This is a genomic window from Pseudomonas sp. GM55 (assembly GCF_000282395.1).
Taxonomy (GTDB): Bacteria; Pseudomonadota; Gammaproteobacteria; order Pseudomonadales; family Pseudomonadaceae; genus Aquipseudomonas; species Aquipseudomonas fluorescens_CC.
This window is the reverse complement of sequence record NZ_AKJJ01000047.1, coordinates 122,659-148,830: the sequence shown is the minus strand read 5'-3', so window position 1 is coordinate 148,830 and position 26,172 is coordinate 122,659. Positions and strand designations below refer to the sequence as shown.

At 57.3% G+C, this 26,172-nt stretch carries 25 protein-coding genes; 21 read left to right on the top strand and 4 right to left on the bottom strand.

Translation table 11 applies throughout. From position 1 onward, the window contains the following. Positions 1–163: 163 nt before the first annotated feature. On the top strand, positions 164–880 hold the full coding sequence (locus PMI31_RS12520) for a response regulator transcription factor (protein WP_008018381.1): 717 nt from the start codon (positions 164–166) through the stop codon (positions 878–880). A 63-nt stretch (positions 881–943) separates the two neighbouring features. Here the strand turns inward: PMI31_RS12520 and gyrB are convergent, their stop codons facing one another. The 4 genes from gyrB to dnaA are packed head-to-tail and all read right to left on the bottom strand — an operon-like array spanning position 944 to position 7,157. Then, a complete protein-coding gene (gyrB, locus tag PMI31_RS12515) occupies positions 944–3,361 on the bottom strand; it encodes a DNA topoisomerase (ATP-hydrolyzing) subunit B (RefSeq protein ID WP_008018380.1) in 2,418 nt (805 codons plus the stop codon). Between the two features lie 5 nt (positions 3,362–3,366). After that, on the bottom strand, positions 3,367–4,470 hold the full coding sequence (recF, locus tag PMI31_RS12510; protein WP_007969883.1) for a DNA replication/repair protein RecF: 1,104 nt from the start codon (positions 4,468–4,470) through the stop codon (positions 3,367–3,369). A 20-nt stretch (positions 4,471–4,490) separates the two neighbouring features. Continuing rightward, complete coding sequence (dnaN, locus tag PMI31_RS12505; protein WP_007969885.1) at positions 4,491–5,594, bottom strand: DNA polymerase III subunit beta; 1,104 nt, start codon at positions 5,592–5,594, stop codon at positions 4,491–4,493. Between the two features lie 39 nt (positions 5,595–5,633). Then, entirely contained in the window at positions 5,634–7,157 is a 1,524-nt protein-coding gene (gene dnaA, locus PMI31_RS12500) for a chromosomal replication initiator protein DnaA (protein WP_008018378.1), read from the bottom strand. A 566-nt stretch (positions 7,158–7,723) separates the two neighbouring features. Between dnaA and rpmH the strand changes: the two genes are divergently transcribed. The 20 genes from rpmH to PMI31_RS12410 all read left to right on the top strand — a co-directional run bounded on the left by rpmH (position 7,724) and on the right by PMI31_RS12410 (position 26,172). After that, positions 7,724–7,858: a 50S ribosomal protein L34 gene (gene rpmH, locus PMI31_RS29930; protein ID WP_003213577.1), complete on the top strand. Its 135-nt coding sequence runs from the start codon at positions 7,724–7,726 to the stop codon at positions 7,856–7,858. A gap of 16 nt (positions 7,859–7,874) precedes the next feature. After that, positions 7,875–8,276 (top strand): ribonuclease P protein component, encoded by a 402-nt coding sequence (rnpA, locus tag PMI31_RS12495; RefSeq protein ID WP_015097448.1) that lies wholly within the window; start codon positions 7,875–7,877, stop codon positions 8,274–8,276. After that, entirely contained in the window at positions 8,269–8,514 is a 246-nt protein-coding gene (gene yidD / locus PMI31_RS29925; protein ID WP_010565858.1) for a membrane protein insertion efficiency factor YidD, read from the top strand. The genes rnpA and yidD overlap by 8 nt, the downstream gene beginning before the upstream one ends. 2 nt (positions 8,515–8,516) lie before the next feature. Beyond that, a complete protein-coding gene (yidC, locus tag PMI31_RS12490) occupies positions 8,517–10,196 on the top strand; it encodes a membrane protein insertase YidC (RefSeq protein ID WP_008018375.1) in 1,680 nt (559 codons plus the stop codon). Between the two features lie 79 nt (positions 10,197–10,275). Next, a complete protein-coding gene (gene mnmE / locus PMI31_RS12485; protein WP_008018374.1) occupies positions 10,276–11,646 on the top strand; it encodes a tRNA uridine-5-carboxymethylaminomethyl(34) synthesis GTPase MnmE in 1,371 nt (456 codons plus the stop codon). A gap of 550 nt (positions 11,647–12,196) precedes the next feature. Beyond that, positions 12,197–14,095, top strand: coding sequence for a tRNA uridine-5-carboxymethylaminomethyl(34) synthesis enzyme MnmG (mnmG, locus tag PMI31_RS12480; protein WP_008018372.1), 1,899 nt, complete (start codon positions 12,197–12,199; stop codon positions 14,093–14,095). Beyond that, the gene (gene rsmG, locus PMI31_RS12475) at positions 14,092–14,736 is read left to right on the top strand and encodes a 16S rRNA (guanine(527)-N(7))-methyltransferase RsmG (protein WP_008018371.1); all 645 of its coding nucleotides are present in this window, start codon (positions 14,092–14,094) and stop codon (positions 14,734–14,736) included. Before mnmG ends, rsmG begins: the two co-directional genes overlap by 4 nt. Before the next feature lie 18 nt (positions 14,737–14,754). After that, positions 14,755–15,552, top strand: a complete 798-nt coding sequence (locus PMI31_RS12470; protein WP_007969897.1) for a ParA family protein — start codon at positions 14,755–14,757, stop codon at positions 15,550–15,552. 9 nt (positions 15,553–15,561) lie between these two features. Beyond that, a complete protein-coding gene (locus PMI31_RS12465; protein WP_008018370.1) occupies positions 15,562–16,434 on the top strand; it encodes a ParB/RepB/Spo0J family partition protein in 873 nt (290 codons plus the stop codon). A gap of 148 nt (positions 16,435–16,582) precedes the next feature. After that, positions 16,583–16,990, top strand: coding sequence for a F0F1 ATP synthase subunit I (locus tag PMI31_RS12460; protein ID WP_007985054.1), 408 nt, complete (start codon positions 16,583–16,585; stop codon positions 16,988–16,990). A 16-nt stretch (positions 16,991–17,006) separates the two neighbouring features. Next, positions 17,007–17,876: a F0F1 ATP synthase subunit A gene (gene atpB / locus PMI31_RS12455; RefSeq protein WP_008018368.1), complete on the top strand. Its 870-nt coding sequence runs from the start codon at positions 17,007–17,009 to the stop codon at positions 17,874–17,876. Between the two features lie 133 nt (positions 17,877–18,009). Then, a complete protein-coding gene (gene atpE / locus PMI31_RS12450; RefSeq protein ID WP_003097235.1) occupies positions 18,010–18,267 on the top strand; it encodes a F0F1 ATP synthase subunit C in 258 nt (85 codons plus the stop codon). Between the two features lie 58 nt (positions 18,268–18,325). Further along, positions 18,326–18,796, top strand: coding sequence for a F0F1 ATP synthase subunit B (locus PMI31_RS12445; RefSeq protein WP_007969903.1), 471 nt, complete (start codon positions 18,326–18,328; stop codon positions 18,794–18,796). A 12-nt stretch (positions 18,797–18,808) separates the two neighbouring features. Next, entirely contained in the window at positions 18,809–19,345 is a 537-nt protein-coding gene (locus PMI31_RS12440; protein WP_008018367.1) for a F0F1 ATP synthase subunit delta, read from the top strand. A 21-nt stretch (positions 19,346–19,366) separates the two neighbouring features. Continuing rightward, entirely contained in the window at positions 19,367–20,911 is a 1,545-nt protein-coding gene (gene atpA / locus PMI31_RS12435; protein WP_008018366.1) for a F0F1 ATP synthase subunit alpha, read from the top strand. Positions 20,912–20,961: 50 nt separating this feature from the next. Continuing rightward, on the top strand, positions 20,962–21,822 hold the full coding sequence (gene atpG, locus PMI31_RS12430; RefSeq protein WP_007934344.1) for a F0F1 ATP synthase subunit gamma: 861 nt from the start codon (positions 20,962–20,964) through the stop codon (positions 21,820–21,822). A 27-nt stretch (positions 21,823–21,849) separates the two neighbouring features. Then, positions 21,850–23,226 carry a F0F1 ATP synthase subunit beta gene (gene atpD, locus PMI31_RS12425; protein ID WP_008018365.1) on the top strand — a complete coding sequence of 459 codons (1,377 nt, stop codon included), beginning with the start codon at positions 21,850–21,852 and terminating at the stop codon, positions 23,224–23,226. Positions 23,227–23,271: 45 nt separating this feature from the next. Continuing rightward, a complete protein-coding gene (locus tag PMI31_RS12420; protein WP_007985046.1) occupies positions 23,272–23,697 on the top strand; it encodes a F0F1 ATP synthase subunit epsilon in 426 nt (141 codons plus the stop codon). A 113-nt stretch (positions 23,698–23,810) separates the two neighbouring features. Beyond that, positions 23,811–25,178 (top strand): bifunctional UDP-N-acetylglucosamine diphosphorylase/glucosamine-1-phosphate N-acetyltransferase GlmU, encoded by a 1,368-nt coding sequence (gene glmU, locus PMI31_RS12415; RefSeq protein WP_043302356.1) that lies wholly within the window; start codon positions 23,811–23,813, stop codon positions 25,176–25,178. A 217-nt stretch (positions 25,179–25,395) separates the two neighbouring features. Continuing rightward, positions 25,396–26,172 (top strand): DeoR family transcriptional regulator, encoded by a 777-nt coding sequence (locus PMI31_RS12410; protein ID WP_008018362.1) that lies wholly within the window; start codon positions 25,396–25,398, stop codon positions 26,170–26,172.

Sequence of the window (26,172 nt, the reverse complement as noted above, 5' to 3'; positions counted from 1 at the left end):
AGGGCAGGGCGGAGTGGATGGTTTCATGGTTCCTGGGTCTGAGGCGTCGACTCAAAGAATCATAGCGGACGCCGCGACCAACGGCGGGCCGCTCGCTTTCACCGTGTCGATTGAGCCGCTATCGTCGATAAACAGCAGCCCAAGTGACAAGGAGTCACCGTGTATGCGCATTGCGATTCTGGACGATGAGCCCGCCGAATTACGCCGAGTCGAACAAACCCTGCAACAGATGTCCGAAGTCGGGGGGCAGCCGTGGTCGCTGCACAGCTTCGAACGAACCGAAGACCTGAAGCGTCAACTGCGTCGGGAAACCTTCGACCTGCTGATCCTCGACTGGCAACTGCCCGACCTCACGGGTTTGTCATTGCTGCTATGGACCCGCGAACACATGGAAGCGCCGCCTGCGGTAATCATGCTCACCAGTCGCGACAGCGAAAGCGATATCGTTCAGGCCCTGAATGCCGGCGCCGATGACTACGTCAGCAAACCGTTCCGCCCCAATGAACTGAAGGCCCGTGTTGGCGCAGTCCTGCGCCGACATGGCCAGCAGCGCTCAGCTACCGAGGGGTTGAGCTTCAATGATCTGGTTTTCGACGAAGCCGAGCTGACTGTCACTCGCGACGGCAAACCGATCGTCATGACCGAACGCGAATACCGCCTGGCGCATTGCCTGTTCAGCAACCTCGGTCGGCCGCTGTCGCGGGATTACCTGTACGAACGGTTCTGGCCCCATGAAGAAATGTCGTCGTCACGACCGCTCGATACGCACATCTATCGCCTGCGCCACAAGCTTGGGCTGACGGCGGATCGCGGTTGGCAGTTGCTGACGATTTATGGGTATGGGTATCGATTGGAGAGCGTGGCGCCGGCGAGTGAGTGAAACGCGGGCAATAAAAAAAGGCCAATGCAGATGCATTGGCCTTTTCGCTGGCGTCGACCGGGATCAGAAGTCCAGGTTGGACACCGCCAGAGCATTGCTTTCGATGAAGTCACGACGAGGTTCGACCGCATCACCCATCAGGGTGTTGAAGATCTGGTCCGCGCCAATGGCGTCTTCGATAGTCACTTTCAGCATGCGGCGCACGCTTGGGTCCATGGTGGTTTCCCACAGCTGATCCGGGTTCATCTCGCCCAGACCTTTGTATCGCTGGATGGTGTGACGCTTGGTGCTTTCGGCCATCAGCCAGTCCAGGGCTTCCTTGAACTCGGTGACCGACTTACGGCGTTCACCACGCTGGATGTACGCACCATCGTCGAGCAGAGTGCTCAGTTGAGCGCCCAGGGAAACAACGGTCTTGTAGTCGTTGCTGCCGAAGAAGTCGCGGTTGAAGGTGACGTAGTTGGACAGGCCGTGGGAGATCAGTTCGACCTCTGGCAGCCACACGCCACGCTCGCGGTCTTCGCGCAGGCTGGCCTTGTAGACCAGACCCGACTTCTCGACGGTGCGCAGACGCACTTCGTACTGGGCCAGCCAATCCTGCATCGCTACGTGATCGGACAGTTGCTCCATGCTGACAGCCGGCAGGTAGATGAAGTGCTCGGTCAGTTCCTGTGGATACAGGCGCGACAGACGCTTGAGGGTCTTCATCACCAGACGGAAGTCATTGACCAGACGCTCAAGGGCTTCACCGGAGATACCCGGTGCATCCTCGTTCAGGTGCAGGCTCGCATCTTCCAGGGCCGACTGCGTCATGTACTCTTCCATGGCGTCGTCGTCTTTGATGTATTGCTCTTGCTTGCCTTTCTTCACTTTGTACAGCGGCGGCTGAGCAATGTAGATGTAGCCACGCTCGATCAGCTCCGGCAACTGACGGAAGAAGAAGGTCAGCAGCAGGGTACGGATGTGCGAACCGTCGACGTCAGCATCGGTCATGATGATGATGTTGTGATAGCGCAACTTGTCGATGTTGTACTCTTCGCGACCGATGCCGCAACCCAGCGCGGTGATCAAGGTGCCCACTTCCTGGGAAGAGATCATCTTGTCGAAGCGTGCCTTCTCGACGTTGAGGATTTTACCCTTGAGGGGCAGAATCGCCTGGGTCTTGCGGTTACGTCCCTGCTTGGCAGAGCCGCCCGCGGAGTCACCTTCCACGAGGTACAGTTCGGACAGGGCAGGGTCCTTTTCCTGGCAATCGGCCAGTTTGCCCGGCAGGCCAGCGATGTCCAGCGCGCCTTTGCGACGAGTCATCTCGCGGGCTTTACGTGCCGCTTCACGGGCACGGGCCGCGTCGATCATCTTGCCGACGACCAGCTTTGCTTCGTTCGGGTTTTCCAGCAGGAAGTCGGAGAAGTACTTGCCCATTTCCTGTTCGACCGCGGTCTTCACTTCGGAAGACACCAGCTTGTCTTTGGTCTGGGAACTGAACTTCGGATCCGGCACTTTCACCGAAATGATCGCGGTCAGGCCTTCACGGGCGTCGTCACCGGTGGTGGCGACCTTGTGCTTCTTCGCCAGGCCTTCGGCTTCGATGTAGGTGTTCAGGTTACGCGTAAGCGCGGAGCGGAAACCTACCAGGTGAGTACCGCCGTCGCGCTGCGGAATGTTGTTGGTGAAGCACAACAGGTTCTCGTTGAAGCTGTCGTTCCACTGCAGGGCGATTTCCACGCCGATGCCGTCTTCACGCTGGATGTTGAAGTGGAACACCTGGTTGACCGGAGTCTTGTTGGTGTTCAGGTATTCAACGAACGCACGCAGGCCGCCTTCGTATTTGAACAGCTCTTCCTTGCCGCTGCGCTCGTCCTTGAGGACGATACCGACACCGGAGTTGAGGAAGGACAGTTCACGAATCCGCTTGGCCAGGATGTCCCAGCTGAAGTGGATGTTCTTGAAGGTTTCGCTGGAAGCCTTGAAATGGATCTGCGTACCAGTGGTTTCGCTGTCGCCAACGATTTTCATCGGCTCTTGCGGAACACCGTGGACGTAAGTCTGTTCCCAGATCTTGCCACTACGGCGAACGGTCAGGACCAGCTCTTCCGACAGGGCGTTAACTACCGACACACCCACACCGTGCAGACCACCGGAAACCTTGTAGGAGTTGTCGTCGAATTTACCGCCGGCGTGCAGCACGGTCATGATGACCTCGGCTGCCGAAACGCCTTCTTCTTTGTGTACGTCTACCGGGATGCCACGGCCGTTGTCGCGAACGGTGATGGACTCATCCGGGTGGATGATGATGCTGATGTCGTCGCAGTAGCCGGCGAGCGCTTCGTCGATCGAGTTGTCGACCACCTCGAACACCATGTGGTGCAGGCCGCTGCCATCGTCGGTATCACCAATATACATACCGGGACGTTTGCGTACGGCATCCAGGCCTTTCAGCACTTTAATGCTCGTTGAGTCGTACGTATTTTCTTCGCTCAATGCCTTCACTCCCGATGGTCGTGGGTCTGGGTGATACGGCCCTGTTCCACGTGGAACAGAGCGACTGGCGTTTCCGTCTGCCAGCCTTCCCTCAATAATTCGTGATCTACACAGGTGATAAATACCTGGCAGCGTAAGTCTTCCAACAAGCGGCAAAGCGCGCGACGGTGGTGCTCGTCCAGTTCGGACGGCAAGTCATCCACCAGATAAATACACTGACCGCGTCGAGCCTGGCTGACCAGGTGCCCTTGGGCAATCCGTAATGCGCAAACCACCAACTTCTGCTGGCCACGGGACAAGATGTCCGCGGCGTTGTGCGCGCCCAGTCTGAGACGCAAATCAGCACGTTGTGGCCCGGCCTGGGTATGGCCCATTTGCTGGTCTCGCTGAAGAGACCCGGCGAGCACAGCACTCAGTTCACGGTCCTTGTCCCAGCCGCGGTAATAGCTGAGCGTCAAGCCTTCAAGCTCAACCAGTTCGCTCAAGGTTTGTTCAAAGACTGGTTTCAAGGCTTTGATATAAGCGCGGCGGTATTCATCAATTTCAGCGCTGGCCTGGCACAGTTCCCTGTCCCAAACCGCTTGTGAAACGGCGTCAAGTGTACCATGCCGCAGCCAAGAGTTTCTCTGGCGCAGGGCCTTCTGCAAGCGCTGCCAGGTTGACATGAAGCGCGGTTCCACGTGGAACACACCCCAGTCGAGAAACTGTCGGCGAATCTTCGGCGCACCTTCCAGCAATCTAAAACTGTCCGGGTTGATCAGTTGCAGTGGCAGGATCTCTGCCAGTTGCGCTGCACTGCGCGCATTCTGCCCATCGATACGGATCTGGAATTCGCCTTGGCGATCCCGGGAAATGCCCAAGGCACTATGTCCACCCTCAGCCAGTTCAACCTGGCCAAATACCGTACAGGCAAGCTGTTCGTATTGAATGACTGGCAACAGGCGGGTGCTGCGGAACGAGCGGGCAAGCCCCAGCAGATGGATGGCTTCCAGAACACTGGTTTTGCCGCTGCCGTTGGCGCCGTAAAGAATATTGATGCGGGGGGAGGGGGAGAAGGTCACCGGGTGCAGATTGCGCACCGCGGTGACCGAGACGCGACTTAAGGACATCTAGCTTCTGCTGAGCATGATTACAGACGCATCGGCATGACAACGTAGGCCGAGTCGTCGTTATCCGATTCCTGCACCAGCGCGCTGCTGTTGGAGTCGGACAGGATCAGACGAACCTGCTCGGTGGTCATCACGCCCAGTACGTCGAGCAGATAGCTCACGTTGAAGCCGATTTCCAGAGAACCACCGTTGTATTCAACGCCCACTTCTTCTTCCGCTTCTTCCTGCTCCGGGTTGTTCGCCTGGATCTTCAACTGACCGCTGGCCAGTTGCAGACGGATACCACGGTACTTCTCGTTGGACAGAATCGCGGTACGGCTGAACGCTTCGCGCAGAGCCTGGCGATCGCCAAGAACCAGCTTGTCGCCGCCTTTCGGCAGAACGCGCTCGTAGTCCGGGAATTTGCCGTCGACCAGCTTCGAGGTGAAGGTGAATTCACCGGTGGTGGCGCGGATGTGATGCTGACCCAGCACGATGCTGACATTGCCGTCCGGCTCGGTGAGCAGGCGTGCCAGTTCGAGGATACCTTTGCGCGGCACGATGACCTGGTGACGATCCGGCTGGCCGATATCGGCCTGCATCGAGCACATGGCCAGACGGTGACCGTCGGTGGCTACGGCGCGGATCACGCCAGCAGAAACTTCCAGCAACATGCCGTTGAGGTAGTAACGCACGTCCTGCTGGGCCATGGCGAAGCTGGTGCGCTCGATCAGGCGACGCAGTTTGCTCTGCTCGAGGCTGCAGGTCAGCGAACCCGGGCCTTCTTCCACGGTAGGGAAATCGTTGGCCGGCAGAGTCGACAGGGTGAAGCGGCTACGGCCGGCCTTGACCACGAGCTTCTGCTCATCGACCTTGATATCGATCAGCGCATCGTTCGGCAGGCTTTTGCAGATATCCATCAGCTTGCGCGCCGGCACGGTGATGGAACCCGGATCCGCCGGCTCTTCGAGTTGAACACGACCGACCAGCTCGACTTCCAGGTCGGTACCGGTCAGCGACAATTGCTGGCCTTCGACAACCAGCAGCACGTTGGAGAGCACCGGCAAGGTCTGTCGGCGCTCAACGACGCCTGCGACCAGTTGCAGGGGTTTCAACAGGGCTTCGCGTTGAATGGTGAAATGCATGGTCTAGTCCCTTGCCTTAATTAGCTGCGCTGGTGTTCATCAAGTGGTCAGCGTACGCAGCAGGTTCTTGTAGTCCTCGCGGATGTCCGCGTCGGATTCCTTAAGTTCGTTGATCTTGCGGCATGCGTGCAAGACCGTCGTATGGTCGCGGCCGCCAAACACATCGCCGATTTCCGGCAGGCTGTGGTTGGTCAGTTCCTTGGACAACGCCATGGCGACCTGACGCGGACGAGCGACCGAACGCGAACGACGTTTGGACAGCAAGTCGGAGATCTTGATCTTGTAGTACTCGGCGACGGTGCGCTGAATGTTATCCACAGAGACCAGTTTATCCTGCAACGCCAACAAGTCCTTCAGGGATTCGCGAATCAGCTCGATGGTGATATCGCGACCCATGAAGTGCGAGTGGGCGATCACGCGTTTGAGCGCGCCTTCCAGCTCACGGACGTTGGAGCGAATACGTTGGGCAATGAAGAACGCGGCGTCGTGGGGCAGTTCGACTTTGGCCTGATCGGCCTTTTTCATCAGGATCGCCACGCGGGTTTCCAGCTCCGGTGGCTCGACCGCCACGGTCAGACCCCAGCCAAAGCGGGATTTGAGGCGCTCTTCAAGGCCTTCGATTTCTTTCGGGTAGCGGTCACTGGTGAGAATGACCTGCTGGCCACCTTCGAGCAGGGCGTTGAAGGTGTGGAAAAACTCTTCCTGGGAACGCTCCTTGCGGGCGAAGAACTGAATGTCATCGATCAGCAAGGCATCCACCGAACGGTAGAAGCGCTTGAACTCGTTGATCGCGTTCAGTTGCAGGGCCTTGACCATGTCCGCCACGAAACGCTCGGAATGCAGGTACACGACCTTGGCATTCGGGTTCTTCTTTAATAGATGGTTACCCACAGCGTGCATCAAGTGGGTTTTACCCAGGCCGACGCCCCCATAAAGGAAGAGCGGGTTGTAACCGTGCTTGGGGTTGTCTGCCACCTGCCAGGCGGCGGCGCGCGCCAACTGGTTTGATTTACCCTCAACGAAATTCTCGAAGGTAAAGGTGCGGTTCAGGTAACTGGTGTGCTTGAGCGCACCTTCGACCTGCACGGTACGTTGCTCGGCACGAACCGGAGCCTGTTGCGAACTGGCGCCGGCCATCGGATCGAAGCTGTCACGGGAAGGTTCTTCCTCGTTGACCTCAACCACTTTTTGCGTGGCACGCTTGGTCGAAGCCGCGGCAGGTGCTGGCGGCGGCGGGCTGGCGGGCGCTTGAGCAGCCTGGGCCTGGGAAGCCGCGGCAGCCAGCGGAGCGTTTGGCGCGGCACGGGGTGCCGAACTGCGTTTGCTGCCTATTAATAAGGAAAGCGCAGGCGCCATGCCATTGCCGTGCTCATCGAGCAATTCGAGAACACGCCCCAGGTACTTTTCGTTGACCCAGTCCAGAACAAAACGATTGGGTGCATACACACGCAACTCGTCGCCTTCGGCTTCGACCTGTAGTGGACGGATCCAAGTGTTGAATTGTTGGGCAGGCAGCTCATCGCGCAGAAGCTCCACGCACTGCTGCCAAAGTTCCACTGACACGGATATCCCCTAAGTTGAAAGCCGGTGAGGCAAAAACAAGCGGCCATTGTAGCGACCAGACGCCGACTTATCCACACGAAGGTGGTTCATCGACCAAGAAGAATCGCCCATTTATACGCAAAAAAGACGACCAGTGGTCTGTGCATAAGCTCTGTGGATAACCGGGGTTGAGGTCATTGCACAAGTGGGGGCGAAACTCGGTGGATAACCAGCCTGTGGATAAGCCAACCTTCCATACACAGGTTATCCGACAGCGCAGCACAGGCTGAACACCGTTTTCCACTGTAGTTGTCATTCTCTGTACAGCAGGTAAAACAAGGGCTGAATTGACTTATCCACAGATGGGTGCGGACCTAGCTTTTATAAGCTTTACAGAAAAGCTTTAAATACTTTCCTTTCTTATTTTTATATTTGCCGACGGTTCGTTCAGCGCAAAACCTCTGGAGATCTATTTATAAGGAAACGCTGGTTGGAAATTGACCTGAAGGCTTGCTTTCTCTAGAATCCCCGGTCTCTTAAAACGGGGGCCATTCCGGCCCGTTGTGGACGAACCAGGTAACACGACAATGAAACGTACTTTCCAACCAAGCACTATCAAACGCGCTCGTACCCACGGTTTCCGTGCTCGCATGGCTACCAAGAACGGTCGTGCCGTCCTGTCGCGTCGTCGCGCCAAAGGTCGTGCGCGTCTGGCAGTTTGATAATCCGGCACTGGAGGTGAGTCAGGACTTCAGTCGGGAAAAGCGTCTGCTTACCCCCCGGCATTTCAAGGCAGTCTTTGACTCCCCTACCGGCAAGGTTCCGGGGAAAAATCTCCTGCTCCTTGCGCGCAACAACGATCTTGATCACCCCCGTCTCGGGTTGGTTATCGGGAAAAAGAGCGTAAAGCTCTCCGTCGAGCGCAATCGCCTCAAACGTCTGATGCGCGAATCGTTTCGCCTGAACCAGGATTCACTGGTCGGTTGGGACATTGTTATCGTCGCGCGCAAAGGTTTGGGTGACGTAGAAAACCCCGAATTGATTCAGCATTTCGGCAAACTCTGGAAACGCCTGGCTCGCAGTTCGCCAGTACCAGCAGTCAAAACCGAAACTGTAGGGGTAGACAGTCCAGATGCGTAAACTGGCACTCGTTCCGATCCAGTTTTATCGCTATGCCATTAGTCCTCTGATGGCCGATCACTGTCGTTTCTACCCCAGTTGTTCCTGCTACGCGTTAGAAGCCATCGAAAATCATGGCCTTCTTCGCGGTGGCTGGCTGACCTTTCGTCGTTTAGGTCGCTGTCATCCGTGGAATCCCGGTGGTTATGACCCGGTTCCACCTATCCCTACCTCCCGTTCTTCTTCGATGGCCGAGTAATCATGGATATCAAACGCACGATCCTGATCGTCGCCCTGGCAATCGTGTCCTACGTTATGGTTCTTAAATGGAACCAGGACTATGGCCAGGCTGCCCTGCCGACTCAGAATGTTGCCACCAATACGACTGCATCGGGCCTGCCGGATACGGCATCTGGCTCCAACGCTTCCGCCAGTGACGACATTCCACGTGCTGCAAGCGACACCAGCGCACCTGCCGAAACGCCGGTGGCTGTGAGCAAGGACCTCATCCAGATCAAAACGGATGTACTGGACCTGGCTATCGACCCACAAGGTGGCGATGTTGCCCAACTGACCCTGCCGCTGTATCCGCGTCGTCAGGATCACCCGGAAATTCCGTTCCAGCTGTTCGATAACGGCGGCGAACGTACTTATCTGGCGCAAAGTGGCTTGATCGGCAGCAACGGTCCGGATGCCAATCCGGCCGGTCGTCCGGTTTACTCCGCGGAGAAGAAGGTTTATCAACTGGCTGACGGTCAGGACCAATTGGTCGTAGACCTGAAGTTCAGCAAGGACGGCGTCAACTACATCAAGCGTTTCACCCTGAAACGCGGCCTGTACGACGTAACCGTTTCCTACCTGATCGACAACCAGAGCGCCCAGCCCTGGACTGGTGCGATGTTCGCCCAGTTGAAGCGTGACGCCAGCGCCGATCCTTCGTCGACCACGGCTACCGGCACCGCGACTTACCTGGGCGCCGCCCTGTGGACAAGTTCCGAGCCGTACAAGAAAGTGTCCATGAAGGACATGGACAAGGCACCGCTCAAAGAAACCGTCACTGGCGGTTGGGTTGCCTGGTTGCAGCACTACTTCGTGACTGCATGGATTCCGGCCAAGGGCGAAAACAACGTCGTCCAGACCCGCAAAGACAGCAAAGGCAACTACATCATCGGCTACACCGGCCCATCGATGAGTGTTGCGCCAGGTGCCAAGGCCGAGACCAGCGCTGTTCTGTACGCCGGTCCGAAAAGCCAGGCCGTGCTGAAACAGTTATCCCCAGGTCTGGAACTGACGGTCGACTACGGCATTCTGTGGTTTATCGCCCAACCGATCTTCTGGTTGCTGCAACACATCCACGCCATTGTGGGTAACTGGGGCTGGTCGATCATCTTCCTGACCATGCTGATCAAAGGGATCTTCTTCCCGCTGTCGGCTGCCAGCTACAAATCCATGGCGCGCATGCGTGCAGTGGCACCGAAACTGGCAGCGCTGAAAGAGCAGCATGGCGATGACCGGCAGAAAATGTCGCAAGCCATGATGGAGCTGTACAAGAAAGAGAAGATCAATCCGCTGGGTGGTTGCTTGCCAATCCTCGTGCAGATGCCGGTTTTCCTCTCGCTGTACTGGGTTCTGCTGGAAAGCGTCGAGATGCGTCAGGCGCCGTTCATGCTGTGGATTACCGACCTGTCGATCAAGGATCCGTTCTTCATTCTGCCGATCATCATGGGTGCAACCATGTTCATCCAGCAGCAGCTGAACCCGACTCCACCGGATCCGATGCAGGCCAAGGTCATGAAGCTGATGCCAATCATCTTCACCTTCTTCTTCCTGTGGTTCCCGGCGGGTCTGGTGCTGTACTGGGTAGTGAACAACTGCCTGTCGATCGCCCAACAGTGGTACATCACTCGTAAGATCGAAGCGGCTACCAAAGCAGCTGCCTGATTTACACTGTGGATAACCACTCAAAACGCCCCCTAGTGGGGCGTTTTGCTATCTGTCACTTTTGTCTGGATACCGGTTTATGAGCGTTCCTCGTGAAACCATCGCCGCCGTTGCTACCGCCCAAGGTCGCGGCGGTGTAGGCATCGTGCGTATTTCCGGGCCATTGGCCAGCGTTGCGGCCAAGGCCTTCAGTGGTCGCGAGCTCAAGCCGCGATTTGCCCACTATGGCCCGTTTCTCGGTGAACACGACGAGGTGCTGGACCAGGGCATCGCCCTGTATTTTCCTGGGCCAAACTCGTTCACCGGCGAAGATGTGCTGGAACTCCAGGGCCATGGCGGTCCGATCGTTCTGGATATGTTGCTCAAGCGCTGCCTGGAACTGGGTTGCCGTCTCGCCCGCCCGGGGGAATTCAGTGAGCGCGCCTTCCTCAACGACAAACTGGACCTCGCTCAGGCCGAAGCGATTGCCGACCTGATTGAAGCCAGTTCCGCCCAGGCTGCGCGAAACGCGTTGCGCTCCCTGCAGGGTGCATTCTCGTCACGTGTGCATAACCTCACCGAGCAACTGATCGGCCTGCGAATCTATGTCGAAGCGGCCATCGATTTCCCGGAAGAGGAAATCGACTTCCTCGCTGACGGCCACGTCCTGAGCATGCTCGACAAAGTCCGCGACGAGTTATCCACCGTCATGCGCGAAGCCGGGCAGGGCGCCTTGCTGCGAGACGGTATGACCGTGGTCATTGCCGGCCGTCCGAATGCCGGTAAATCCAGCCTGCTAAATGCGCTGGCCGGGCGTGAAGCGGCGATCGTGACCGAAATTGCCGGCACCACCCGGGACGTGCTTCGGGAACATATCCACATCGATGGCATGCCGCTGCATGTGGTGGATACCGCCGGTCTGCGCGACACCGATGACCATGTGGAAAAGATCGGCGTCGAGCGAGCCTTGAAAGCCATCGGCGAAGCGGATCGGGTGCTGCTGGTAGTCGACGCTACGGCACCGGAAGCCCTCGACCCATTCGCACTATGGCCGGAATTTCTCGAAATCCGTCCCGATCCCGCGAAAGTTACCCTGATCCGCAACAAGGCCGACCTTACGGGTGAAGCCATTGCCATCGAGGTCAGCGACGATGGCCACGTCACCATCAGCCTGAGCGCCAAGTCCGGTGGCGTCGGCCTGGAGCTGCTGCGCGACCACTTGAAGGCCTGCATGGGCTACGAGCAAACGTCCGAAAGCAGTTTCAGTGCTCGCCGGCGACACCTGGAGGCGCTAGGTCATGCCAGTGCAGCTCTCGAACATGGTCGCGCTCAATTGACCCTGGCCGGTGCTGGCGAGTTGTTGGCCGAAGATCTGCGCCAGGCTCAGCAATCGCTCGGAGAAATCACCGGCGCCTTCAGCTCTGACGATCTGTTGGGGCGGATTTTCTCCAGCTTCTGCATCGGTAAGTAGCCCTCCTGTTGTTCACAGACAGGCCATTCGCGCCTGTCTGCTCTCTCCTTTTCTGAATAAACCTTCCAGTGCCGAGCGGACTTTGTCTGCTTGAGCGGAATTCCTGCACCTGAATTTCGCGCAAACAGGGCTTTTCTGTGGATTAAGCCCTGTGAATAACCGCCGCTAAGGTCAGTTGATAACAGGGCCCAAAAACTGAACATAACCGCCTCTGTGGATAACCACCCCTTTCATCCACAGGCTTACACCGGTTATCCAAGGGCCTCATTGGCACATGAACACAGGGTTTTGAATCTCTGTACACATTGAAAATAAAGGGCTGTGTAGATCTATCCACAGAAAGGCATGTGCATAGAAATAAACATAAAAACAAAGATTTAATAAATTTCTCTCTTTTTAATTTCTATAACCCCGACTTTTCCACAGCTGGTTAAATTTTGTGCAAAGGGTTCTTTAGGAAGGGCGAAGTCCCTATACTTGTCGACCAGGTCCGAAAACCTGAGCTCAAACTATTCCTGAATTACCTACTTAAGCAGGCACGAGGTGCGTGGTGGATTTCCCTTCCCGTTTTGAAGTGATCGTCATCGGCGGCGGTCATGCCGGTACCGAGGCAGCACTGGCCTCAGCACGTATGGGGGTTAAAACCCTGTTGCTGACGCATAACGTGGAAACCCTCGGTGCCATGAGTTGCAACCCGGCCATTGGCGGGATCGGCAAAAGCCACCTGGTCAAGGAAATCGATGCCCTCGGCGGCGCGATGGCCATGGCTACCGATAAAGGCGGCATCCAGTTTCGCGTGTTGAACAGCCGTAAAGGCCCCGCTGTGCGAGCAACCCGCGCACAGGCAGACCGGGTTCTGTACAAAGCCGCTGTCCGCGAAATCCTGGAAAACCAGCCGAACCTGTGGATATTTCAACAGGCTGCAGACGATCTGATCGTCGAGCAGGAACAAGTCCGTGGTGTGGTTACCCAGATGGGCCTGCGTTTCTTCGCCGATTCCGTGGTGTTGACCACCGGCACCTTCCTTGGTGGACTTATCCACATCGGTTTGCAGAATTTCTCCGGCGGTCGCGCCGGTGATCCACCATCGATCGCGCTGGCTCATCGTCTGCGTGAACTGCCATTGCGTGTGGGTCGTTTGAAAACCGGTACTCCACCGCGTATCGACGGCCGGTCTGTGGATTTCTCGGTGATGACCGAACAACCGGGCGATACGCCGATCCCGGTGATGTCGTTCATGGGCAACAAGGAGCAGCATCCACAGCAGGTCAGTTGCTGGATTACCCACACGAACGCGCGCACCCACGAAATCATTGCCGCGAACCTCGACCGTTCGCCGATGTATTCCGCTGCCGGTGAGATCGAAGGCATCGGCCCGCGTTACTGCCCGTCAATCGAAGACAAGATCCATCGCTTTGCCGACAAGGAAAGCCACCAGGTCTTCATCGAACCGGAAGGCCTGACGACAAACGAGCTGTATCCGAACGGGATATCCACATCCCTGCCGTTCGACGTGCAACTGCAGATCGTGCAATCGATCCGCGGCATGGAAAACGCACACATCGTGCGTCCGGGCTACGCCATCGAGTACGACTACTTCGACCCGCGTGACCTGAAGTACAGCCTGGAAACCAAAGTCATCGGCGGCCTGTTCTTCGCCGGGCAAATCAACGGCACCACCGGTTACGAAGAAGCCGGCGCCCAGGGGCTGCTGGCCGGAACCAACGCCGCACTGCGTGCACAAGGCAAAGAAGCCTGGTGCCCGCGTCGCGACGAGGCCTACATCGGCGTATTGGTCGACGACCTGATTACCCTCGGTACCCAAGAGCCGTACCGGATGTTCACGTCCCGTGCCGAATACCGTCTGATCCTGCGTGAAGACAACGCCGACCTGCGCCTGACCGAAAAAGGCCGCGAACTGGGCCTGGTGGATGACGTACGTTGGGCGGCTTTCTGCAAGAAGCGCGAAAGCATCGAACTGGAAGAGCAGCGTCTGAAAAGCACCTGGGTTCGTCCGGGTACCGAACAAGGCGATGCGATCGCCGAAAAATTCGGCACGCCGCTGACTCACGAATACAACCTGCTCAATCTCTTGAGCCGTCCGGAAATCGACTACGCTGGTCTGATCGAAGTGACCGGTGACGGGGCAGAAGATCCACAGGTGGCCGAGCAGGTCGAGATCAAGACCAAATACGCCGGTTACATTGATCGTCAACAGGACGAAATCGCCCGCTTGCGAGCCAGCGAGGACACCAAACTGCCTGTGGATATCGATTACACGAATATTTCCGGTCTCTCCAAAGAGATCCAGAGCAAGCTCGGTGCGACCCGTCCAGAGACTTTGGGCCAGGCTTCGCGTATCCCGGGCGTAACGCCGGCAGCCATTTCGCTGTTGATGATTCATTTGAAAAAACGCGGCGCGGGCCGTCAGTTGGAGCAAAGCGCTTGAGTTCGTTGGTCACTTCGCAACATGCAGAAGAGTTATCCACAGGTGCCAGCCAGCTTGGCGTCACGCTGACAGAAACCCAGCACGGGCAACTGCTGGGTTATCTGGCCTTGTTGATCAAATGGAACAAGGCTTACAACCTCACTGCCGTGCGTGATCCGGACGAAATGGTGTCCCGTCATCTACTCGACAGTCTGAGCGTGATGTCATTCATCGAAAACGGACGCTGGCTCGACGTCGGCAGCGGCGGCGGCATGCCTGGCATCCCGTTGGCCATCCTGTTTCCCGAGTCCCAGGTGACCTGCCTGGACAGCAACGGCAAGAAAACCCGCTTTCTGACCCAGGTAAAACTCGAACTCAAACTGGATAACCTGCAAGTTATCCACAGTCGCGTCGAAGCGTTCCAGCCTGCCCAGCCATTCAACGGGATCATTTCCCGTGCGTTCAGCAGCATGGAAAACTTCAGCAACTGGACTCGCCACCTAGGCGATAGCGAAACACGCTGGCTGGCAATGAAGGGCGTTCATCCCGCCGATGAGCTGGTAGCATTGCCGGCAGACTTCCACCTCGATAGCGAACACGCCCTGGCCGTACCTGGTTGCCAAGGCCAACGCCATCTGCTGATACTGCGCCGCACGGCATGATTGGGAACACAAGCAAGAATGGCTAAGGTATTCGCGATTGCGAACCAAAAGGGTGGCGTGGGTAAAACCACCACCTGCATCAACCTCGCAGCATCCCTGGTCGCGACCAAGCGCCGGGTGCTGTTGATAGACCTTGATCCACAGGGCAACGCCACCATGGGTAGCGGTGTGGATAAACATGGCCTGGAAAACTCGGTCTACGACCTGCTGATCGGCGAATGTGATCTGGCCCAGGCCATGCACTTCTCTGAACACGGTGGTTACCAGTTGTTGCCGGCCAACCGCGACCTCACCGCGGCCGAAGTGGTGCTGCTGGAAATGCAGATGAAGGAAAGCCGTCTGCGCAGCGCGCTGGCGCCGATCCGGGAAAATTACGATTACATCCTGATCGACTGCCCGCCGTCGCTGTCGATGTTGACCCTCAACGCACTGGTTGCCGCCGACGGGGTAATTATCCCCATGCAGTGCGAGTACTTCGCACTGGAAGGCTTGAGCGACCTTGTGGATAACATCAAGCGTATCGCTGAACTGCTGAACCCGAACCTCAAGGTCGAAGGCCTGTTGCGTACGATGTACGACCCGCGCCTGAGCCTGATGAACGATGTCTCGGCGCAGCTCAAGGAACACTTCGGCGAGCAGCTCTACGACACCGTCATTCCGCGCAACATCCGTCTGGCCGAAGCACCAAGCTACGGCATGCCGGCGCTGGCGTACGACAAAGCATCGCGAGGCGCCGTTGCCTATCTGGCATTGGCGGGCGAAATGGTTCGTCGTCAACGCAAAAACTCACGCATCGCCGCTGCTCAGGCAACTTAAGGAATCCCCATGGCCGTCAAGAAACGAGGTCTCGGACGTGGACTGGATGCTCTGTTGAGTGGTCCGACTGTCAGCTCGCTGGAAGAACAAGCGGCGCAAGCCGATCAGCGTGAGCTGCAACACCTGCCGCTGGACCTGCTCCAGCGCGGCAAATACCAACCGCGTCGCGATATGGATCCTCAAGCTCTGGAAGAGCTGGCGATGTCGATCAAGGCGCAAGGCGTGATGCAGCCGATCGTGGTACGCCCGATTGGCGGCGGCCGCTTTGAAATCATTGCCGGTGAACGCCGCTGGCGCGCCAGCCAGCAGGCCGGGCAGGAAACCATTCCGGCGATGGTGCGCGATGTGCCGGATGAAACCGCCATTGCCATTGCGCTGATCGAGAACATCCAGCGCGAAGACCTGAACCCGATTGAAGAAGCGGTAGCCCTGCAGCGCTTGCAGCAGGAATTCCAGCTGACTCAACAACAGGTGGCCGAGGCCGTGGGCAAGTCCCGGGTGACCGTGGCTAACCTGCTGCGCCTGATCTCCTTGCCGGAAGTCATCAAGACCATGTTGTCCCACGGCGACCTGGAAATGGGTCATGCCCGTGCTTTGCTCGGTTTGCCGGACAATCAACAGGTTGAAGGGGCGCGACATGTTGTCGCACGCGGGCTGACTGTGCGCCAAACCGAGGCACTTGTTCGCCAGTGGTTGAGTGGCAAACCGGAGCCTGTTGAACCGGTAAAACCGGACCCGGATATCGCCCGCCTCGAACAGCGCCTGGCCGAGCGCCTAGGCTCTGCGGTGCAGATTCGCCACGGTAAGAAGGGTAAAGGGCAGTTAGTAATTGGATATAACTCCCTGGATGAACTACAAGGTGTACTCGCACATATTCGCTGAAACATTTCCTCATGTAGCGTGCAGACGGAAATCACTACCTGACAGTTGAATAGGGGCAGAACCGCCCCTATACTCTGCGCGCATTTTGTCGGCACAAATTATGCCAAGTTATTGAATTTCGGCAGCCGGCCATTGGAGAGCAAAAGTGATGGAAACCCGCACGCCAAACCGCCTGCCGTTCCATCGCCTGGCAGTTTTTCCGGTGTTAATGGCTCAATTTGTCGTTCTGCTCATTGCCGCTTTGGCGCTCTGGCAACGGTATGGAGTCGTTGCCGGGTACTCGGGACTTTGCGGAGGCCTGATAGCCTTGCTGCCCAATGTTTATTTCGCTCACAGGGCATTTCGGTTTTCCGGCGCCCGGGCAGCTCAAGCCATCGTCCGGTCATTTTATGCCGGCGAGGCGGGCAAACTGATTTTGACGGCGGTGCTTTTTGCATTGACGTTCGCAGGTGTGAAGCCATTGGCGCCGCTGGCTGTATTCGGCGTCTTCGTGCTGACCCAACTGGTCAGCTGGTTCGCTCCCCTGCTGATGAGAACAAGACTTTCGAGACCTTAGGGCGTTTGAGGCAACCATGGCAGAAACAACCGCTTCGGGCTATATCCAGCACCACTTGCAGAACCTGACCTTCGGTCAGCACCCTACCGGCGGCTGGGGCTTTGCCCACACCGCAGCAGAAGCCAAGGAAATGGGCTTCTGGGCTTTCCACGTCGATACTCTCGGCTGGTCGATCGCTTTGGGTCTGATCTTCGTTCTTCTTTTCCGCATGGCGGCAAAGAAAGCGACTTCCGGTCAGCCAGGTGCTTTGCAGAACTTCGTTGAAGTTTTGGTCGAATTCGTCGATGGCAGCGTGAAAGACAGCTTCCATGGCCGTAGCCCGGTGATTGCACCGCTGGCACTGACCATCTTCGTCTGGGTGTTCCTGATGAACGCCGTCGACCTGGTACCGGTCGACTGGATTCCTCAGCTGGCCATCCTGATCTCCGGCGACCACCACATCCCGTTCCGCGCCGTGTCGACCACCGACCCGAACGCGACTCTGGCCATGGCCTTCACGGTATTCGCGCTGATCATTTTCTACAGCATCAAGATCAAGGGCCTCGGCGGCTTCATCGGCGAGCTGACCCTGCACCCGTTCGGCAGCAAGAACATCTTCGTTCAAGCCCTGCTGATCCCGGTGAACTTCCTGCTGGAATTCGTGACCCTGATCGCCAAGCCGATCTCCCTGGCTCTGCGTCTGTTCGGCAACATGTACGCCGGCGAGCTGGTCTTCATTCTGATTGCTGTGATGTTCGGCAGCGGTCTGCTCTGGCTCAGCGGCCTGGGCGTCGTACTGCAGTGGGCGTGGGCTGTGTTCCACATCCTGATCATCACCCTGCAGGCATTCATCTTCATGATGCTGACCATCGTCTACCTGTCGATGGCGCACGAAGAAAACCATTAAGGCCAGTCTCGACTAGTCTGATGTCCTTCCCGGTCAAACGGGAAGGGGCTCTTTACCGGGCCTCTGAAACGATTTGTTTTACCGCTTTAATCTAAAAAACCTAAACCATACGACGTAAAAGTCGGGAGGAAAGATGGAAACTGTAGTTGGTCTAACCGCTATCGCTGTTGCACTGTTGATCGGCCTGGGCGCACTGGGTACCGCAATTGGTTTCGGCCTGCTGGGCGGCAAGTTCCTGGAAGGCGCAGCGCGTCAGCCAGAAATGGTTCCAATGCTGCAAGTTAAAATGTTCATCGTTGCCGGTCTGCTCGACGCCGTAACCATGATCGGTGTTGGTATCGCTCTGTTCTTCACCTTTGCGAACCCGTTCGTTGGTCAAATCGCTGGCTAATTACTCGGATCTTCCGGGTAATTTGGTGTGATGGACAACGTAACTGCGAGGTGTTGGCGTGAACATTAATGCGACCCTGATTGGCCAGTCCGTTGCGTTCCTGATTTTTGTACTGTTCTGCATGAAGTTCGTATGGCCTCCGGTCATCACGGCACTGCACGAACGTCAAAAGAAGATCGCTGATGGTCTGGACGCTGCCAGCCGAGCAGCTCGCGACCTGGAGTTGGCCCAAGAGAAAGCGGGTCAGCAACTGCGCGAAGCGAAAGCTCAGGCAGCTGAAATCATCGAGCAAGCCAAGAAACGCGGTACCCAGATTGTCGACGAAGCCCGTGAACAGGCTCGCGTCGAAGCTGACCGTGTGAAGGCTCAGGCTCAGGCCGAGATCGAACAGGAACTGAACAGCGTCAAAGACGCGCTGCGCGCCCAAGTGGGTAGCCTGGCCGTTGGCGGTGCTTCGAAGATCCTGGGCAAGGCAATCGATCAAAACGCGCACGCAGAGCTGGTTAACCAACTGGCTGCTGAAATCTAAGCGAGGGCGATCATGGCAGAACTGACCACGTTGGCCCGACCTTACGCTAAGGCGGCCTTCGAGCACGCTCAGGCCCACCAGCAACTGGCCAATTGGTCAGCCATGCTCGGCCTGGCTGCAGCGGTGTCGGAAGACGACACCATGCAGAGCGTGCTCAAGGCCCCGCGACTGACGAGCGCAGAAAAGGCCGCCACGTTCATTGACGTGTGCGGCGACAAGTTCGATGCCAAGGCACAGAATTTCATCCACGTTGTTGCCGAAAACGAGCGCCTCCTGCTTCTGCCGGAGATCGCCGCTCTGTTCGACCTGTACAAGGCCGAGCAAGAGAAATCGGTAGACGTAGAAGTGACCAGTGCTTTCGCATTGAACCAAGAACAGCAAGACAAACTCGCCAAGGTTCTCAGTGCACGACTCAACCGGGAAGTGCGCCTGCAAGTCGAGGAAGATTCATCCCTGATTGGGGGTGTTGTCATCCGCGCCGGCGACCTGGTTATCGATGGCTCGATTCGCGGCAAAATCGCGAAACTTGCCGAAGCATTGAAATCTTGAGTTTGAAGGGGCAGCAGAGCAATGCAGCAACTCAATCCTTCCGAAATAAGTGAAATTATCAAGGGCCGCATCGACAAGCTCGATGTGACCTCCCAAGCCCGTAACGAAGGCACTGTCGTCAGCGTATCTGACGGCATCGTGCGGATTCACGGTCTGGCCGACGTTATGTCCGGCGAGATGATCGAGTTTCCGGGCGGCGTCTACGGTATGGCCCTCAACCTGGAGCAAGACTCCGTAGGTGCCGTTATTTTGGGCGCATACCAGTCTCTGGCTGAAGGCATGAGCGCCAAGTGCACCGGCCGTATCCTGGAAGTTCCGGTAGGTAAGGAACTGCTGGGTCGCGTAGTCGATGCACTGGGTAACCCGGTTGACGGCAAAGGTCCGCTGAACAACACCCAGACCGACGCGGTCGAGAAAGTTGCTCCAGGCGTGATCTGGCGTAAGTCGGTAGACCAGCCTGTACAGACTGGCTACAAGGCTGTCGATGCCATGATCCCTGTCGGCCGTGGCCAGCGTGAGCTGATCATCGGTGACCGTCAGATCGGTAAAACCGCTCTGGCGATCGACGCGATCATCAACCAGAAAGACAGCGGCATTTTCTGCGTCTACGTAGCCATCGGTCAGAAGCAATCGACCATCGCCAACGTGGTTCGCAAGCTGGAAGAAAACGGCGCACTGAAGAACACGATCATCGTGGCTGCCAGTGCTTCGGAATCTCCTGCGCTGCAATACCTGGCACCGTACGCCGGTTGCACCATGGGTGAATTCTTCCGCGACCGCGGTGAAGACGCGCTGATCGTTTATGACGATCTGTCCAAGCAAGCAGTGGCTTACCGCCAGATCTCCCTGCTGCTGCGCCGTCCACCAGGCCGTGAAGCTTACCCAGGCGACGTGTTCTATCTCCACTCCCGTCTGCTGGAGCGCGCATCCCGCGTTTCGGAAGAGTACGTAGAGAAGTTCACCAACGGCGCAGTGACCGGTAAAACCGGTTCCCTGACCGCACTGCCGATCATCGAAACCCAGGCTGGCGACGTTTCCGCGTTCGTTCCGACCAACGTGATTTCCATCACCGACGGTCAGATCTTCCTGGAATCGGCCATGTTCAACTCGGGCATCCGTCCTGCAGTGAACGCCGGTGTTTCGGTATCCCGTGTGGGTGGTGCCGCTCAGACCAAGATCATCAAGAAGCTGTCCGGTGGTATCCGTACCGCTCTGGCTCAGTACCGTGAACTGGCGGCATTCGCCCAGTTCGCTTCTGACCTGGACGAAGCGACCCGTAAGCAACTTGAGCATGGTCAGCGCGTTACCGAGCTGATGAAGCAGAAGCAATACGCGCCAATGTCGATCGCCGACATGTCGCTGTCGCTGTATGCCGCTGAGCGTGGGTTCCTGACTGACGTTGAAATCACCAAAGTCGGCAGCTTCGAGCAAGCGCTGATTGCTTACTTCAACCGCGATCACGCCGACTTGATGGCGAAGATCAACGTGAAGGGTGACTTCAATGACGAAATCGATGGCGGCCTGAAAGCCGGTATCGAGAAGTTCAAGGCCACCCAAACCTGGTAAGCCGCAGCGGGAGTCGCAAGGCTCCCGCTTGCTAACCTGATAGGTGTTACATGGCAGGCGCAAAAGAGATTCGCAGTAAGATTGCGAGCATCAAAAGCACGCAAAAGATTACCAGCGCCATGGAAAAAGTGGCGGTCAGCAAAATGCGCAAGGCACAAATGCGCATGGCTGCTAGCCGTCCTTATGCGGAGCGCATCCGCCAGGTTATTGGCCATCTGGCCAACGCTAACCCGGAATATCGCCACCCGTTCATGATCGACCGCGAAGTAAAGCGCGTCGGTTATGTCGTCGTGAGCAGTGACCGTGGTCTGTGTGGTGGCTTGAACACCAACCTGTTCAAGGCTTTGGTCAAGGACATGGCGGTAAACCGCGAAAACGGCGTCGAGATCGATCTGTGTGTAGTTGGTAGCAAGGGTGCGGCTTTCTTCCGCAACTTCGGCGGTAACGTCGTTGCAGCTATCAGCCACCTGGGTGAAGAGCCGTCGATCAATGATCTGATCGGCAGCGTCAAGGTGATGCTGGATGCCTATCTGGACGGCCGTATTGACCGCCTGTCCGTGGTGTCCAACAAGTTCATCAACACCATGACACAACAGCCTACCGTGGAGCAGTTGATTCCACTGGTGGCAACCCCGGATCAAGAACTCAAGCACCACTGGGACTATCTCTACGAACCGGATGCCAAGGAGCTGCTCGACGGCTTGATGGTCCGTTACGTGGAGTCGCAGGTCTACCAGGCGGTGGTCGAGAACAACGCGGCTGAACAAGCTGCGCGGATGATCGCGATGAAGAACGCTACCGACAACGCCGGTGATTTGATCAGCGATTTGCAGCTGGTCTACAACAAGGCGCGTCAGGCTGCGATCACCCAAGAGATCTCGGAAATCGTCGGCGGCGCTGCCGCGGTTTAACGGTTCAAATATTCAGAGGATCCAGCTATGAGTAGCGGACGTATCGTTCAAATCATCGGCGCCGTTATCGACGTGGAATTTCCACGCGACAGCGTACCGAGCATCTACAACGCGCTGAAAGTACAAGGCGCGGACACTACCCTGGAAGTTCAGCAACAGCTGGGCGACGGCGTAGTTCGTACCATTGCGATGGGTTCCACCGAAGGCTTGAAGCGCGGTCTGGACGTTGTCGACTCTGGCGCTGCCATCTCCGTACCGGTCGGTAAAGCGACCCTGGGCCGGATCATGGACGTACTGGGCAACCCGATTGACGAAGCTGGTCCGATCGACACCGAAGAGCGCTGGGGCATTCACCGTCCTGCGCCATCTTTCGCTGAACAAGCGGGCGGCAACGACCTGCTGGAAACAGGCATCAAGGTTATCGACCTGGTTTGCCCGTTCGCCAAGGGCGGTAAAGTCGGTCTGTTCGGTGGTGCCGGTGTAGGCAAGACCGTAAACATGATGGAACTGATCCGTAACATCGCCATCGAGCACAGCGGTTATTCCGTGTTCGCCGGTGTGGGTGAGCGTACTCGTGAGGGTAACGACTTCTACCACGAGATGAAGGACTCCAACGTTCTGGACAAAGTGGCACTGGTTTACGGTCAAATGAACGAGCCGCCGGGAAACCGTCTGCGCGTAGCCCTGACCGGCCTGACCATGGCCGAGAAGTTCCGTGACGAAGGTAACGACGTTCTGCTGTTCGTCGACAACATCTATCGTTACACCCTGGCCGGTACCGAAGTATCCGCACTGCTGGGCCGTATGCCTTCGGCAGTAGGTTACCAGCCGACCCTGGCTGAAGAGATGGGCGTGCTGCAAGAGCGCATCACTTCGACCAAGCAAGGTTCGATTACTTCGATCCAGGCCGTATACGTACCAGCGGACGACTTGACCGACCCGTCGCCAGCGACCACGTTTGCTCACCTGGACGCCACCGTCGTTCTGTCCCGTGACATCGCTTCCCTGGGTATCTATCCGGCGGTAGACCCACTGGACTCGACTTCGCGTCAGCTGGACCCGAACGTGATCGGCAACGACCACTACGAAACCGCTCGCGGTGTTCAGTACGTGCTGCAGCGTTACAAAGAACTGAAGGACATCATTGCGATCCTGGGTATGGACGAGCTGTCGGAAGCCGACAAGCAGTTGGTAAACCGTGCTCGTAAGATCCAGCGTTTCTTGTCGCAGCCGTTCTTCGTGGCTGAAGTCTTCACCGGTGCATCGGGTAAATACGTTTCCCTGAAAGACACCATTGCTGGCTTCAAAGGCATCCTCAACGGTGACTACGACCACCTGCCAGAACAAGCGTTCTACATGGTTGGCGGCATCGAAGAAGCGATCGAGAAAGCCAAGAAACTGTAATCCCGGCGCCCGGCAACGGGCGCTAATTTAGGTTGAGGCAATCAGATGGCTATGACAGTCCATTGCGATATCGTCAGCGCGGAAGGAGAAATCTTTTCCGGTCTGGTCGAGATGGTGATTGCGCACGGTGCACTGGGTGATCTTGGTATCGCCCTGGGTCACGCGCCGCTGATCACTAATCTGAAGCCAGGTCCGATCCGCCTGGTCAAGCAGGGCGGGGAAGAGGAGGTGTATTACATCTCCGGTGGTTTCCTCGAGGTTCAGCCGAACATGGTCAAGGTTCTTGCCGACACCGTGCAACGTGCTGCCGACCTGGACGAAGCCGCAGCTTTGGAAGCCGTTAAGGCTGCCGAGAAAGCCCTGCATGAGCGAGGCGCGGAATTCGATTACGGTTCTGCTGCCGCACGTCTGGCCGAGGCTGCAGCCCAGCTGCGCACCGTCCAGCAGATCCGCAAGAAGTTCGGCCATTAAGGCTGCACTTGTTGTGTGATTGATTAAAAAGGGTAGCCTCGGCTACCCTTTTTTCTTTTCCGATTTTTACAACCTGGTCGCAGCCGCTGACCACCCAGGATTGGTAGCCAGTCATGTCTCTTGAAATTGTTATCCTCGCTGCTGGCCAAGGTACGCGTATGCGTTCCGCATTGCCGAAAGTCTTGCACCCGATTGCCGGCAACTCCATGCTCGGTCATGTTATCCACAGCGCACGGCAACTTGATCCACAGCGCATTCACGTGGTGATCGGTCATGGTGCCGATGCCGTACGCGAACGCCTGGCGGCGGATGACCTGAACTTCGTCCTGCAGGATAAACAGCTGGGTACCGGTCACGCCGTTGCTCAAGCAGTGCCGTTCATTCAGTCCGATACCGTCCTGGTGCTATACGGTGATGTGCCGTTGATCGAGGTCGAAACCCTGCAGCGCCTGCTCAAGCAGGTGGGGCCGCAGCAGTTGGGCTTGCTGACCGTCGAACTGGATGACCCGACCGGTTATGGCCGCATTGTTCGTGATGCCGCTGGCAAGGTTGCGGCCATCGTCGAACAGAAAGATGCCAATGACGCCGAACGCCAGATCACCGAAGGCAATACCGGCATTCTGGCGCTGCCTTTTGCCCGTCTTGGCGACTGGATGAGCCGTCTCTCCAACAACAACGCACAAGGCGAGTACTACTTGACCGACATCATTGCCATGGCAGTGAGCGATGGTCTGGTGGTGGCCACCGAGCAACCGCACGACGCCATGGAAGTGCAGGGCGCCAACGACCGCAAGCAGCTTTCCGAACTGGAGCGGCATTATCAATTGCGCGCCGGTCGCCGTTTGATGGCTCAAGGTGTGACGCTGCGCGACCCGGCTCGTTTCGACATTCGTGGTGAAGTCACGGTCGGGCGCGACGTACTCATCGACATCAACGTGATTCTCGAAGGCAAGGTTGTCATTGAGGATGACGTGGTGATCGGCCCGAACTGCGTGATCAAGGACAGCACCCTGCGCAAAGGCGTGGTCATCAAGGCCAACAGCCATATCGAAGGTGCCATTCTGGGTGAAGGCAGCGATGCCGGCCCGTTCGCGCGTCTGCGTCCAGGTACCGTGCTGGAAGCCCGCGCGCATGTGGGTAACTTCGTCGAGCTGAAAAACGCCCACCTGGGCGAAGGCGCCAAGGCCGGTCACCTGACCTATCTGGGCGATGCCGAGATCGGCGCGCGCACCAATATCGGCGCCGGCACCATCACCTGCAATTACGATGGTGTGAATAAGTGGAAAACCGTGCTGGGTGAAGATGTGTTCATCGGCTCCAACAACTCGTTGGTGGCGCCTGTGGATATCCTCGACGGAGCGACCACGGCGGCCGGTTCGACCATTACCTCGACTGTGGATAAGTCCCAGTTGGCAATTGGGCGCGCTCGCCAGAAGAACATCGATGGCTGGAAGCGGCCGGAGAAAATCAAGAAGGGCTGAGTTATCCACAACTCCCTTGTGTAGGAGCGAGCTTGCTCGCGATGGACGTGAACGATGACGCATTCTTTCTGGAAAACTGCGTCGTTCTCGTATCCATTGCGAACAAGCTAGCTCCTACAAGTTATCCACAGCTCTTTTTATCGCATGGCGCTTGACGAAGTTTCGCTGATAGGTTTTGATTGCTTCCGTTATCTTTCGAATCGAAACTTACCAGCTCATGTCGAAGCGCAACACACCTCAACGTCGTCACAACATCCTCGCCTTGCTCAACGAGCAGGGCGAAGTCAGTGTGGATGAGTTGGCCAAACGCTTCGAAACGTCGGAAGTTACGATTCGCAAGGATCTGGCAGCACTTGAAAGCAATGGTCTGTTGCTGCGTCGCTACGGCGGGGCGATCACCATGCCTCAGGAACTGGTGGCCGACCTGGGGCAGCCGGTTTCCAAGTACAAACAAGCCATCGCCCGTGCTGCCGTCGCGCGGATTCGCGAGCATGCGCGCATCATTATCGACAGTGGCAGCACCACCGCCTCCATGATCCCGGAGCTCGGACAGCAACCCGGTCTGGTGGTGATGACCAACTCGTTGCACGTTGCCAATGCCTTGAGCGAACTTGAGCACGAACCGGTGCTGTTGATGACCGGTGGCACCTGGGACCCGCATTCCGAGTCCTTTCAGGGGCAGGTTGCCGAGCAGGTACTGCGCTCCTACGATTTCGACCAGCTGTTTATCGGCGCCGATGGCATCGATCTGGTTCGCGGTACAACCACCTTCAACGAACTGCTCGGACTGAGTCGGGTCATGGCCGAAGTCGCCCGCGAAGTGGTCGTGATGGTGGAGGCCGACAAGATCGGCCGCAAGATTCCCAACCTGGAGCTGCCCTGGAGCAGCGTCCATACCCTTATTACCGATGAACGCCTGCCGCTTGAGGCTCGCGATCAGATTCAGGCCCGCGGCATCACTTTGATTTGCGCGGCTGTCAGTCAGGAGAAATAG